Below are 13884 nucleotides of genomic sequence, written 5' to 3' on the forward strand. Positions count from 1 at the left end.
GTATGCGATCAATGAAAATGTAACTGAATGAAAGTGTGGCCTTGATAACGAACCAGGATAATAATTTAGAGTATAAGATGCGCCCTCGTGTATAACCTGGGTTCCGTTCGAGATGGCTAATAAGATAATCAGCATTTTGCGTATTTTTGCGGTGACCGCAATTGCGATATCAGCATTAGATCTTGCCGGATGCGGTAACGGTGGAGGCGGGAGCACACCGTCCGCGGCGGCATCGACTGCGAATCCGGCACCCACGAGCAACCCGACTGGCCTCTCGACAGGGCCAACCAATCCGACCTCCCCGCAGACACAGGCCGGCGCGACCGCATTGCCGCTGGAAGTGCTGGGTGTGGACGGCTCGGTTGTCACGGTGAGTGTGAGCGCGCCGAATGGCAGCGCAACAGCGCGCCTGTGGCTGCAGGCGAACAACCTCTCGTACGACGCCAAAGGCTCGGTGAAGGTGAACAACGGGCCGTGGGTCGACCTGACCAACGCAAACGTTACGATCGAAGGCGGGGGGCGCTATTACGGTGGCATCGGCGGTGGCTTCGATACGCTCAAGCTGAGCGTGCCGGTGAGTGGCGCCGTCAACGGAGCGAATCTTGTCAGCTTCCGCTTCAACAAGACCGATGGGATCACGTCGGGTTACCGTGTGCTGGCGTTCAATCTGCTCGACGCATCGGGCAACCAACTGGTGAGTAGCGCCAGCTTCACCGAAGACGATCCCACCCGCTGGACACCGCCGCTTTCTTCAGCCGCCGATATCGCCACAGGCAAGCAACTCTGGCAGAGCGCTCAACTGGTCGAGTCGCCGATCAATGTGGGCCACGTGCTCAAGGCGCACTGCATGGACTGCCATGCAGCCGACGGTTCGGACCTGCAGCGTTTCAACTACTCGAACTACGCGATTGCCGTGCGCGCGCAGTTTCACGGGCTGACGAGCGGGCAGGGCGCGCAGATCGCGAGCTATATCCGTAGTCTGAACAGCACGCTAGGTGTGCCGGGGCCGCATTGCCGACCGTGGAATCCGCCGTATCAACCAGGCCCCGGGCTCGATGCCGGCGACGTGCGCAACTGGACCTGCGGCGCGGGGCTCGAGAGCGTGTCCGACAACGACATCGATACGCTTAACACGGTGTTCCCGAACGGCATCAGCAAGGATGCGATCGCGACGGGCAGTCATCTGAACGCACGCGAGATCCCGATCAGCCTGCAGTTGCCGGACTGGAACCACTGGGTGCCGCATGTTCATCCGAAGGACGCGTGGGGCGACTACTTCACGAACTCGAATCTGAACAAGCAGTACGCGGGCGAAGGGACGGGTAACGCCACGTACAATATGCGCGCGCAACTGACTGCCGGTGGCGCGTCATATGCAACGGGCCACACCGGCGACATCTTCAACGATCTGTATTACTGGGGCAACGAACTCGGCTCCGACTTCACGCCGCCGAATGAAGGGACCACAGGGGCCTACACCGTCCCGCAGCAGCAGAACCTGTACGCGACCGCGCAATGGCAACTAATCAAGTCATGGGAGCTTGCGCAGGACTTCAACCTCGAGGCGCAGTGCCCGCAGGCGTGGGCTGCCCATAACGCACCGAAGATCGAAACACGCGGCTGGTGCGGCTACTGGCGCTTCGCGTTCAACGTGTCGCCGCATATTCTCGGCTTCCCGGTGAACAACAGCATGTTCGGCAGTCCGGTGGCCGATCTCACGAAGGCCAACCAGTGGTACGAAATGCAGTTGCTGCTGAATCCCGGTAACGGTGCGCATCTGGTGCATCTGCCGCTCGACTGGCAGTACGCGTATGGGTTGTTCGACGATCTGTCGGCGGCGAGCGGACGCACCGAACCGGCGCGCAAACTCGTATTCGTCGTGAAGGGCGCGCAGGAGATGGATAACGGTGTCGGCGTGACCGATGTGAACCGCGGCTGGACGACGCGCGATACGAGCCCGATGGATGTGTGGGACTTCGGCCAGTCGGGTATCTGGAAAGGCGTTGCGCCTGCCACCGAGCAAGCCGTAGTCAATGCGTTCCTGACGACGTGGCTCGATCGCACGACGAGCTTCGATGTTTCGACGTGGCAGCGTCTAGGCGCGAATCCGGCTTCGGGCGAGGTTGGCTGCGGCTGGAGCATCCGTTCGCTGTGCTGGAGCAACTATGTGCCAGGGACCTTGCAGGGGCCGACACCGACCGTCGCGAACTTTCCTTCGTGGGCCTTTACGCGCATTCCGTTGATGCGGGGTGAAGGCGTCGATGGTTCGCAGTTGAATCGCTTCGCGAACTGGATGAATACGGCGTATCCGAGTGGGAATTTTACGAGTCTTGTGAAGTGATCTGACGGGGCGGATGCACATACACATGCGTGCGCCGTTAAGCTACCAGCCGCGCCGGTTCACGAATCCGGCAACCTGCTCTGCGACGATCCGGTAACCCTCCGCGTTCAGATGCAGGTTGTCGATCCGCAGCGAAACCGGGACGACATCGGCCTCTCGGTTTCGTTGATCTGCGTCGCTCATATTCGCGTGGGCAATCACAGCGGAGCGTATGTCGATGAAGTTGTGCGGGAAGCGCGCTGCCAGCGCGCGATTGAGCGCCGTCACAGTTGCGTAGCCAGGCGTACCTCGTTCTTCGTCCGCGCTGTTCGTGATGGACAGCACGATGAAGCGGCCCGCGTCGATGCGTGCCGCCATCCGTGCAATGTTGTCCACCGTATATGTCGTTTGGCCTGCGCTAACGTCGTTGCGTCCGGCCCAGATAACGCTGACGTCGCAGCGATGGTCGTCGACGATGAACGGACTGTCCGCAGGGACGCTCGACGACGACGCGCCCGGGGTATCGCGAACGAAGATGTGGTGATAGTTCGCGGTGTACGCGAGTTTTCCGGGGATGCCGTCTAGCGTACCGTGTACGTCGCCGGCGCCTGCACCGGGAATCGACAGATGGTTCGTCACGGTGACCGGTATGGGGCCATCGACCGGCACTTCACCGCCCTCGACGCTCACACGTGCTACCAGTGCACCCTCGCGTGCAGCAATCGATTCCGAGACCTGTCCAGACACGCCGAAATTGCGCACAGTGCGGCCACCGAGCAACACCGACAATTGATACGGCCACGTACCAGGCAAGCCGCCGATGCCGGGCGTACCTGTCGTGAGCGAGTCACCCCAGGCATCGATGGGTTGGCCTTGCGATATCGGCGGGCACGATGCCCCGTATGCCGGCGTGAGCAATGAGGCCAGCACCGAACAGCACGCTGCAACACCACCGCGCAGACCGCGTGTCTTCACGATGAGCGCCACAGATTCAATTGCGCACCGGCATTTGAGCGAGCGCACGCTGCATCGTGAACCTGCGCGCAAGGCGGCTACCGAGACGCATGGCCGGTCGTTCGACGCAGACGTAGCCCGCATAACTCACGGGGATCACCAGCGCAGCCGCGATGAGCAGCGACAGTGTGACGCCGAGCCGTTCGCCGAGCAGATGCACGACCGCGAACAGCACGACGGCGTGATACAGATACAGGCTGTACGAGATTGCACCGAGAAATGGCAGTGGCCGGATCTGTAGCAGCCGCGCAAACGACGCGAGCGCGACCGCACTCGCGATGATGCCGCACACTGCTGCCAGGACGATCCAGTCGAACAGGTAGTCGCTGAGAATGCCCGACACCCGCAGCGAAATCGGCCGCGACAGAACATACAGCGCTAGCGAGGCAGCGGGGATGCTCACAGCCGTTACGCGGGGCATGCGCCGCAGCCAGTTCGACAGGCTCTCTCGATGTTTGGCAAGCGCGGCACCCGCAACGAACATCAGTAGATAGTGAAGCGTGGGCAACCACTCGGCGGAGATGCTCGCCTGAATCACCGGATGACCGGTGTGTATTGCACGCCAGCAGACCGCCACCGACAACAGCACGGCAGCCCCAAGCACCTGCCAGGTCGGCACACGCGAAATCAGCAATACTACAGGCACGAAGATCAACGAAATACGCATCTCGTACACAAGCGACCAGAGAACAGGGTCTAGCCGGCTCGTCTCGAACGGGAAGACGAACAGCAGATGCCACAACAGTTCGATGTTGGGGAAAGCAGCGGGCCATCCGTCGTTGAACCACCAGCCGGCCCATGCAACTGGCCCCGCGTAGCACAGCGCATAACATGCATACGCGACGATCACGGCCACCGCATAGGGAAGATAAATCCGGCAAATGCGCCGCATGACATATTCGCCGTAGCCTGGTTTAGGTGTTCCGCCGATCTGCAAGGCAAGCACGAAACCGCTGAGCGTAAAAAACAGGATGACCGCTTCATGGCCGCCGAACAACACCCGGAGCGGCGTGTGGCGCAAACCGATCAAAGGCGCGAGCAACGTGAAATGCGAGAAGACGACAGTGAGCGCAGCGAGGCCACGCAGCGCGTCGAGCTGTTGGTAGCGTTTCTCGTGGGGCATCGATTCTCCCGTCGGGATGCGATCGCGCGACAACGCGTATCGGTACGACGCGTTGTTGAGGCTCGCATCTTTGCAGGATTCCGCTTGCCGCTCTGTGCTCTTGCCAACCATCGGGACGAAAAGAGATCGACGAGTTGTACCTCGTCAAACGATGTTCACCCGTCCCCCAGACTCACTACCCGCAGGACGCAAACCGCACATCTCCGCCACATATTCCGCGAACGCCTGACTCGATTGTTCTTCGAGACTTCCATCGGGTCGACGCGTTGCACGAAGGTATTGATACGTCGCAACGACAAGCTTCATTGCCTTGCCTTCCTGCACGATCATCGGCGTACCGAGCACGATCGAAGCCAGACGGATCGCCGATTCAAGCGCGGCCATGTCGACGCCTTCAGCGTTTTGATGGCGAAAGTCCGCACCGGTCGCGAGCCACTCCAGCGAACAGTTGGCGGCTCGCGAGATCTGTTCCGCCTTGCCGAGACCAGGCTCCGATCCCTGCAGATAACGACGGATCAATCCTTCGCCGAGGCCGGCCTTGCGTGCAAACGCGCTGACCGACGAATCGCCGATCAAGGCTCTCAGCCGATCGGCAAACGTTGCGTCGGCGGGCAACAAGGGCAGGGAATTCGTACTATTGTACGAATCGTCAGTAACGTGTTGCGATTTCATTCCGGCGTCCCTATGATTGAGCGCTGCGTTTAGAGGCTCGGCGCAGCACATTGCAATTCGCACTATAGTACGAAAAAGGTGACTCGATGTATTGCACACAAAATGTGGCCCACGGTGAAGCCGTGGCGTTCCCGCACACAGGGATCACGACATGATCTGTCCACGCACTTCACCTCGCGACGGGCTGACGCTATCGCGCATTGCCGCCGGCATGTGGCGACTGATGGACTGGAAGATGTCGGAGCAGGCGCTTCGCGGATATATCGACGATTGTCTTGCGCTCGGCGTCACGACCTTTGATCACGCCGACATCTATGGTGGTTACGCCGTTGAAGAAGCGTTTGGTAAAACGTTGAAGACGCATCCGTCTCTGCGCGAGCAGATCGAACTGGTGACGAAAACCGGCATCGCGCTCGTCTCGCCAAACCGGCCTGAACATCGTCTGAAGCACTACAACACGGACCCAACGCACATTCGCGATGCCGTAGAGCGTTCGTTGCGCAACTTCAATACGGATCACCTCGACCTGCTGTTGATTCATCGGCCAGATCCGCTGATGCGCTTTGACGAGATCGCAAGAGAGGTCGAGCAGCTTAAACGCGCTGGAAAAATCAGGGCATTCGGTGTGTCCAATTTCACGCCAGCGCAATTTCAGGCGATGAATACCTTCACGCCGCTTGCGACCAACCAGATCGAGCTTTCGCCGTTCAAGACAGACACCATCACAGACGGAACACTCGATCAATTGCAGGGCATCGGCGTACCACCGATGATCTGGTCCGCGCTAGGGGGAGGACGACTCTTTGCCGAGGGTAACGATGCTGCGGCGCGGGTACGTACTGTAGCGAGTGAGATTGCAGACAGGCACGACGTTTCGATGTTGACGGTGATCTACGCGTGGTTGCTGCGACTTCCGTCCGATCCGATCGTCATAACGGGCTCACAACGTCGCGACGCTGTGCGTGATGCGGTGACTGCCACCGAATTGCAACTGGACAGGCAGGAGTGGTTTGCGATCCTGGAGGCGGCTACGGGTAACGAGGTTGCATAACGACCCTTGATCATAACAATGCGCATGCGTATTGCCTGCAAGAACCACTGGACGAACCAGCAACTCAGCGGCGGCAAAAACGCATGCGCGGACCTCTTTATGAACACCTGTCCAATCGTCAGTCAGGCAGGGCGCTTTTCAACGACACGTTAAGGATACTGCGCAAGCCGCACAACAGATGCCGACGAGTTGGCCGTACCGCCCGTATTGTTGATCACGTGCGTGATCTCTCCGACACCGCCTAGCGAAACCGTCGTCATATCCTTAAACGCGATCCCTGAGCCATTGGGTGTTTCGATCGCATTGGCCAGTTTGACGCTCGAGTTGGTGCTGAAGTAACAGTAGATGCCCACTCCCCAGGCCTGGTGACTCGTGACGGAACTGGTCACCTTGTACGATGCATAGCCGTTCTCACCGCCATTCATCCAGCCAGCCTGGTTCGGTACGTCGTAAGGGGCTTCGCTTTGATAGAAGTACACCCTGCCGCCATTGCCGCTCCACAAGGTCTGGTACTGCTCGTAGTGTTCAACCGCGAGCCCGTAGATCGTTGCATTCGCACCTGTTACGACCAGACCGTTCGTTGCCGGGTTGACAGTCCAGCCCACGCCGGTCCCGTGATCGGCACGCCACAGCCAGAAATCGTCGCCGATGACGTTGTTGCTATTGATCTGCAAGCTCACCGTCGCCGCTCCCGCCGCGGCACCGCCCACCCGGAAAAAGAGATCGTGCAACGACGTGGGATTGGCCGAGTGATTTTGTGAACTTCCCTGCGGTCCCACCTGCAGTAGTACAGGCGTATTGGTTGTGCCCGCATCGAAGAGCAGCCCGGCGATTACCACGCCATCGACATCATCCACCGACATCGCAGTCACGCCGTTGTCGGCTTCGAGCGTAGCGATGCCAAGACCAAGGATGACGGTGTTGGCGCGCGTTACATGCAGGTTGCCGTTCAGGTGATAAACGCCGGGCGTGAACAAAAGGTTGAGCCCTTGGGCGAGCGCCGCATTGAGGGTTGCGGCAGTGTCGATATTCTGCCTGGCAACATAGAACTGACTGATCGGCAGCAACTGACCGGCTTCTGCCGCATTGACCCAGCCCGCCCCCTGGCTATTGGACTTAACACTCGGAACGAAGACGTTGTAGTGACCCGCGGTGTCGATCGTCAGGAACGGCTTCTCTCTCGACACGGGCGTCTGGTTCACTACGACGTAAGGCGGATTCGGCCACGTTCCCGACGGTGCGTTATTGACACCGACAAACACCATGTTCCAGTTCGAACCGATCCAGCTTCCCCATTGCGAGTTGCGCGACAACCACTGCTGTTGCGATCCGGAGTTGATCTGGTTATCGATGACGGAGTCCGCAAGGAAACCGCCGCTGGACCAGCCGCCGTTATCGTCCAGCACGACATTGCCTTTGATATGCATGCGACGCCACGGCGACGCTTGCGACACGGCCCAGCGGTCGGTACCTCCCGTACCTGAAGGAACGACCGCCATATTCTCGGCGCCGCGCCAGAAGTTCTGCGTCGCGTTACCCTGGAACCAGTCCGCTTCGGCATGCACCGCGCCGTTTATCGTCACATCGTCGGGCGATTGTCCGAGGCCGAGTACCTGCGTATAGAAGCCCACATTCACGTCGACGTTGTAGGAGCCCGGTTTGAAAAGCAATGCGTAACGGTTCGTGCCGAACTGATTTGTTTCCTGCTGACTGAATACGTTGTCGAGCTGACTCTGAATGCTCGATGCGGACATGGTCGGATCGAAGATCAATACATTGGGTCCGAAGTCCGGCACCGTCGAGTTCGACGCATTGATTACCGAGAACCAGTTGAAGTTGCCGACCGTTCCCGCGCTACCCACGCTGTCCATCTGCAATTGAATCGTATGGACACCTGCTGTCAGCGTGACGTTTGACGAGAGCGTCTGCCAGTTTTGCCAGCCGCCGGTGTCGGGCACGGAATACTCGCCGGTGGCCGACACGCCATCGACATTGAAATGGAATGTCCCACCGGGGCCGCTGTTAGCCACGCGTACCTGGAGTGCGTAGGTGCCCGCCGACGTGACGTTCACCGTGTAATTGAGCCATTCTCCCGCGGCAGCCCAACCCACGTCGTAACCGCCGCCGGTGTCGGTGGTGGCTTCGATGCTGACGCCTTCGCTAGTTCGATATTGCCCACCGTGATTCGTATTGTCCGCGGTGTAATAGCCGACGTTTAAACCACCGGAATCGAAATTCTCCACCTGAACCTGTCCGGGAACCGGCCAGGGCGTGCCTCCGAATGGACTGCCGGCTGAAGCCTGCATCACCTTGGCTGTAGCTGTGGCCGCTGCATGCGCAGTGCTTTGCGTGACCGGATTGCCATCGCCGTTGCACCCACCAAGGGCTAGCGTCAGCATACAAGCCGTAAGACACGGGTAGATTGTCGATTTCAATCTAATCTCCTCGAATGGTTTTATTGCAGTTCGGCACCACGGCACAACGCCGCTTGTCGGCGACAAGCACGTACGGTCGATCGAATTGCTTAAGCAGTGTGCTGGTGAGACGCCTGGCGTATGCCACGCGCATTGCTTCGGCTAAACGCTGGCGTGGCAAGAATCGTTAGTGCAACCAGGCCACGTAGCCGATTACATCGAGCGCAACCGGGAACCCTTGAACAGGATCGCTGCGTCAGGTCCCGCTAGAGCAGAAACGGTTTCTCTCTTGATGTTCCACTACACCCACCGGTCGCTTGCCTGGTTGGCAGGCTTCGGGTGCATACAGGGTTCCATCAATCCTAGTCGCAGGTAAACTTAAGATTCACCTATCCACTCAGATAGGTGGCGTTAGCGTGACATCCAAATCGCAGCGGGATTCGTCAATACCCGAAGTAGGTGCGCCCTCAAAGTACTCGTCACAGAACGTGTGCATGGGCGAGATGTGTCCATTCACTTTTGAATCGACTACATAAAAACCGGCCACGGCATACACATATCTACCCCGTGCCTCTTCAGGAGATGATCCGCATGACTGCTTTTAGCCGCCGCAAATTTCTTGGCTCCATGGCCGCAGCTGTGCCGTTCGCTGTCATGGCGGACCGCGCGTTCGGTGTCTCTGCGGGAACTGGTTCGGCTATCTCCGCGGAGATCACGAGCGAACAAACGTGGGCTTTCTTTCGCGCTTTCTATCAGGACTGGGACAGCGGAGATCCAGCCCGTGTGGTCGCACGTATGGCGCAATCGAGCGCATTTACGTTTTCGGATGCCACGCTCAACCTTCTGTTCCAGGGAATCAGTACCTTCACTCCTGCGATAGCGCAGTTGATCAGTAGCGAGGTACAGGTACTGGGTACCGCGAATGTCGCCACGCTCTTTCACGCGACAGGCGACATCAACTATGGCGCCATCATTGAAGAGGTTAGTGTTCGCAACGCGTTCTTTTCGACGAACGCGCTGACGGCACAGAGAGTGTTTGATTTCGATAGCGGTCTGGTCATCAGGATGACCGACTACTGGGACTCCCGCGAGATGGGAGAGTCCGACATTGTCGGTCCCGCTGTGACTCAGGGCGTCGCATTTCCTAACGCACCTATCCACCCGGGCGGCGTCCCCCGTTCGTCGACGACGCCCGCGGCGCCTGGACCACTGGCTCTCACTACCAGCGTAACGGGCCAGCCCTCTGCCTCCCCGGAGATGATCGACTTCGCACAACAGTTTCACGCTGCGCTGTGCAGCGCAAACGTCAACACGATCCTGTCGTTCTTCACCGACGACGCGATCTACATCAATCCGTTGATTCATCAAGGCCCTGTGCTCTACGGAAACTTCGACCAGACGACGCAGATTCAAGGACTGGACCTCATTTCGCAGCTGTTTTTCGCTGTGGGAGCAGCGCTTCCGGATGGTCTGGGTTCGTCGCTCGTGCACATTGTCGGCGGCCAGAGCGGCGGCGGCTTTGAGTGGAAGGCGGGTGGGCAGTATGCCAACACCGGTATCAATCGCAATGGTCTTAACGGTTCAACAGCAATAGATCTCTACAACGGAAAAATTCGCCGGATGTCAGTGAAGTTCGATACGTTTCAACTTCAACAATCGTCCTATGATCTCATCCGGTCGCAGTTGCTTGCCGCTGGTGTCGTGGATCAGAATGCGCAGAGTGCGAAACGGCGCTAGCGAGGCGTGTATCGAATCGCGTGCCGCCGCCAGGCAAGGCTGTCAAATTGACGGGGCATCCGTGCCTCGCTACGATGAAACAGATTGGGGTACAGACAGAAGGGATCGCATTCGTGGAAATCGTCGGTAGCGAACCGCACAATCTGGGCGCGGCTAGAAGGCGAGTTCATTGCTGGAGCGGCATCGAAGTGCATTCGGTGCAGCAGGAGGTATTGCGCGGTCCCGCGTGGCATCAGTTGAAGAGCGATTGTCCGGTTCTCTCCATTGTCGTGAACGAATCGGGAGGCCGGTGCGAAGCTCGGCTTGCCGTCGATCAGGTCGTTAAGGCACCGAACCGGGACAGACGGAAAGTCGGTCATACCAGCTTGATACCGGGCGGGATGAGTATCTGGGGATACTCGGACGAAATTTCGCGTGTCGATGAGCTTCGACTGGTGCTCGACCCTGAGCGGGTGCTGGAAATCATGGGCGGTGAGTTTCCGCTTGCGATGCTGGATGAGCCGCACCTGATGTTCTTCGACGAAGATCTCCAGGCATTGGCGCGACTACTCGCTTCCATCGAGGGCGAGGCCTCCGGTTCTGGTTTGCTCGGTGACAGCCTGACTGCTGCGATCATCGCTCGTTTTGCGCGCCTCAATACGTCGAGGACGCAACCTCCGCGGCGTCTTGGTCTTTCCGGACACCAGCTCAGGGTCGTCACCGCGTTCATGGCGGAACGTCTCGCACAACCTGTCAGGTTGGCTGAACTGGCGGCGCTAGCAGGACTTTCATCTTCTCAATTCGGGCGAGCGTTCAAGGTTTCGACTGGTGTGACGCCACACAGATGGCATCTCCAGGGGCGCATCGACTACGCCAAGCGCCTGCTCATGGATCGTAACAACAGTCTTGTCGGCATTGCGCTCGACACAGGCTTTTCCGAACAGAGCCCGTTTACCCGAGCGTTTCGCGCGATGACGGGGATCTCTCCAGGCGCGTGGCGCCGCATCCGGTTGAAATGAACTAAAGGCTGAGAGTCGGGTAAGTTGTATCCGCAACCGATGATGATCTTTCACAGGCGCTGATTCTTGAGCATTACCTGTGCTGATGAATCCAGGCAGTCGGCGTGGTGCCGACGATTTCCACGAATACCCGGGAAAGATGCCCTTGATCCGAGAAGCCGGCGAGGGCTGCGACTTTCGCAAGGCATTCAGCGGGAGTGTCGATCATCAAACGTTGGGCTCTTCTCACGCGGGCGTCCATCTGCCAGCGTTGCACCGACAGACTCGTTGCGTCGCGGAAGGCTGCACCGAATTGGGCCATTGGAATGCTCGCGACGTGGGCGAGTGCTTCAACGGTCACGGGTTGATCGAGATGGTCGAGGATGTGGGTAGAGATTGCTTCCATGGTGTTGCCCGTGAGTTTCCGGGCAAGCGGGGAGACAGAGGCAAGCGGAGCACACGCCACACCATGCAATGCAGCTGTTAGTGCACGCGAGAGATGGAAGCCGTATGAATCTCCTTCGCTTTTGTCATGTCGTCCAAGGATTTCCGCGCAGACCTGCACCGGTTCGTTCCGGAACATGTACCGGCTTTGCATTTCGACGATCGCACGCGTCTCTGCGGGAGAGAGGCAGTGTGCTCCGGCCAGATCGAAAAGATAGAAGACTAGCCGCGCCCGGAGCATTTCCGTGGCATGGATCGCGACCGGTTGTCTGGTTGCAATCAGGCTTAGATGTCCGGTGCCGAAGTATTCGCCCTGTACCGGCCGATCGGCGCACATACGCACCTGGCAGCGACCGCCGATTTCCTCGACGACCGTGCACAACACAGGCTGCTCGAACGACAGTTCGATCCAGCCAGGCTCCGTCTGCCAACGCAGACTCATGACAATGCGGGTGACGCCGGGTAGATCCCATGTGTCGAGGACAGTCGCCTTAACGCCGTGTTCCGCGCGGATCATGAGCAGCGGCCTCTAATCCGACTCGTCGAGCTCGCCGGCGTTCTTGTACAGCTTGAGCAGCATCGAGCGAAGCGCGCGCACATCGCCTGGGGCAAAGCCTGAAAGGATCACCGACTCATGGCGTTTTGCGACCGGAACGATGGTGAGCGCAAGTTCCTCTCCCTTTTCGGTCAGGACAATCCTGACCGATCGTCCGTCCGTCGTGCTGCGCTCGCGTTTCACCAGTTCCTGGTCCTCGAGACGATCGATGATTCTGGACAACGCCGAAATGTCGGATGACGCATGGAGCGATAGTTCAGACAGTGTCTGGCGCGGATCATACAGAAGCGACGCGCAGACGCGCCATTCGCTAAGACTGAGGCCAAAGGGTTTGAGCGATTTTGCGAATGCGTTCCCCATCCGGGTAGTCGCACGTGCCATCAGAAAGGGGATCGCTTTTTCCAGATCTTTGAGTGACAGGGGAGTGTTCACGGTCGTCGACGGTTTAAGGGTTTACGCGGAGAACATGTATTTGATAAATCAATTATACTCCGCTGCAATGTAGTTGATAAATCAAATACATTGTTACCCGAAATGACCCTGGGTGATGCCCTGATCGCCTTCTCGAAACTGAGGTCGCGATGCGTTGAACTGGAGCAGCTCGATGAGAAACAAGATTGCGCTTGAAGAACACTTCGCGATAGATCTCACGATCGATCAGTCGAAAATCTATGCGCCTCCCGTCTTCTGGGAGACGCTGAAGTCGAACCTGCTGGACATCGAGCAGCAGCGGCTCGAACGGATGGAGCAGGGCGGGACCGAATATTCAATCCTGTCGCTCAACTCACCTGGCATCCAGGGCATCCCGGACAGCAAACAGGCAATCGATGTAGCAAGACGGGCCAACGATGTCCTTGCGGAACATGTTGCGCGTCATCCAAAGCGCCTCGGCGGATTTGCCGCATTGCCGATGCAGGACCCCGAAGCCGCTGCGCGCGAGCTCGAGCGCAGCGTGAAGGAGCTCGGATTTCACGGCTTCATGGTGAACGGCTTTTCCCAGGTGGGCGATGCCGAAAATGTCGTGTACTACGACGCTCCGCAGTACGCCGATTTCTGGACCAGCGCGGCTGCGCTCGGCAAGCCTTTCTATATGCATCCGCGGGATCCGCTGCCGTCGCGTGAACCGATCTACGACGGCTTCCCATGGTTGACCGCCGCAACGTGGGCGTTCGCGGTTGAAACGAGTATCCACGCACTGCGGCTGATCACGTCAGGTCTCTTCGACCGCAACCCAACGTTGCAGATGATTCTTGGCCATCTCGGCGAAGGTATTCCGTTCAACGTCTGGCGTGTCGATCACATTTTGCAAAAAGCGCCGCGAGGACTGCCGTGCAAGCGCAGCGTCGGTGAATATCTAAGAGAAAACGTCTACGTCACGACCAGCGGCAATTTTAGAACGCAGACGCTTCTATCCACGATGCTGGAAGTGGGTAGCGACCGCATCATGTACTCGGTGGATTACCCATTTGAAACGCATGACGAAGCGTCCCAGTGGTTCGACACGTGCTCGATCAGCGAAACCGATCGCGTGAAGATTGGGCGCGAAAACGCACGACGTCTGTTTGGTCTTGAGTGA

The 13884-nt window shown here is 58.6% G+C and carries 11 protein-coding genes; 5 read left to right on the top strand and 6 right to left on the bottom strand.

Translation table 11 applies throughout. From position 1 onward, the window contains the following. Positions 1 to 328 precede the first annotated feature (328 nt). Positions 329 to 2341, top strand: a complete 2013-nt coding sequence (locus M0D65_RS16815) for a hypothetical protein (protein ID WP_266253689.1) — start codon at positions 329 to 331, stop codon at positions 2339 to 2341. A gap of 42 nt (positions 2342 to 2383) precedes the next feature. Here M0D65_RS16815 and M0D65_RS16820 read toward each other — a convergent pair whose 3' ends face one another. The 3 genes from M0D65_RS16820 to M0D65_RS16830 form a co-directional block, all read right to left on the bottom strand. After that, positions 2384 to 3295, bottom strand: a complete 912-nt coding sequence (locus tag M0D65_RS16820) for a hypothetical protein (protein ID WP_266253690.1) — start codon at positions 3293 to 3295, stop codon at positions 2384 to 2386. A gap of 16 nt (positions 3296 to 3311) precedes the next feature. After that, entirely contained in the window at positions 3312 to 4457 is a 1146-nt protein-coding gene (locus M0D65_RS16825; protein ID WP_266253691.1) for an acyltransferase, read from the bottom strand. Positions 4458 to 4601: 144 nt separating this feature from the next. Next, entirely contained in the window at positions 4602 to 5129 is a 528-nt protein-coding gene (locus M0D65_RS16830) for a helix-turn-helix transcriptional regulator (protein ID WP_211367816.1), read from the bottom strand. A 151-nt stretch (positions 5130 to 5280) separates the two neighbouring features. On the opposite strand from M0D65_RS16830, the gene M0D65_RS16835 reads away from it, so the two are divergent. After that, a complete protein-coding gene (locus tag M0D65_RS16835; protein WP_266253692.1) occupies positions 5281 to 6180 on the top strand; it encodes an aldo/keto reductase family oxidoreductase in 900 nt (299 codons plus the stop codon). Between the two features lie 149 nt (positions 6181 to 6329). Here the strand turns inward: M0D65_RS16835 and M0D65_RS16840 are convergent, their stop codons facing one another. After that, positions 6330 to 8615, bottom strand: coding sequence for a carbohydrate-binding protein (locus tag M0D65_RS16840; protein WP_266253693.1), 2286 nt, complete (start codon positions 8613 to 8615; stop codon positions 6330 to 6332). Between the two features lie 570 nt (positions 8616 to 9185). Between M0D65_RS16840 and M0D65_RS16845 the strand changes: the two genes are divergently transcribed. Together M0D65_RS16845 and M0D65_RS16850 are read left to right on the top strand one after the other, a co-directional pair. Further along, complete coding sequence (locus M0D65_RS16845) at positions 9186 to 10331, top strand: hypothetical protein (protein ID WP_266253694.1); 1146 nt, start codon at positions 9186 to 9188, stop codon at positions 10329 to 10331. Positions 10332 to 10444: 113 nt separating this feature from the next. Beyond that, positions 10445 to 11329 (top strand): AraC family transcriptional regulator, encoded by an 885-nt coding sequence (locus tag M0D65_RS16850; RefSeq protein WP_266253695.1) that lies wholly within the window; start codon positions 10445 to 10447, stop codon positions 11327 to 11329. Positions 11330 to 11402: 73 nt separating this feature from the next. Here the strand turns inward: M0D65_RS16850 and M0D65_RS16855 are convergent, their stop codons facing one another. After that, positions 11403 to 12269, bottom strand: a complete 867-nt coding sequence (locus M0D65_RS16855) for a helix-turn-helix domain-containing protein (protein ID WP_266253696.1) — start codon at positions 12267 to 12269, stop codon at positions 11403 to 11405. A 12-nt stretch (positions 12270 to 12281) separates the two neighbouring features. Beyond that, complete coding sequence (locus tag M0D65_RS16860) at positions 12282 to 12740, bottom strand: MarR family transcriptional regulator (RefSeq protein ID WP_308076674.1); 459 nt, start codon at positions 12738 to 12740, stop codon at positions 12282 to 12284. A gap of 172 nt (positions 12741 to 12912) precedes the next feature. Here M0D65_RS16860 and M0D65_RS16865 point away from each other — a divergent pair, with 172 nt between their 5' ends. After that, positions 12913 to 13884 carry an amidohydrolase family protein gene (locus M0D65_RS16865; protein WP_266253697.1) on the top strand — a complete coding sequence of 324 codons (972 nt, stop codon included), beginning with the start codon at positions 12913 to 12915 and terminating at the stop codon, positions 13882 to 13884.

It is taken from the genome of Paraburkholderia sp. CHISQ3 (genome assembly GCF_030464945.1).
GTDB classification, from domain to species: domain Bacteria; phylum Pseudomonadota; class Gammaproteobacteria; order Burkholderiales; family Burkholderiaceae; genus Paraburkholderia; species Paraburkholderia megapolitana.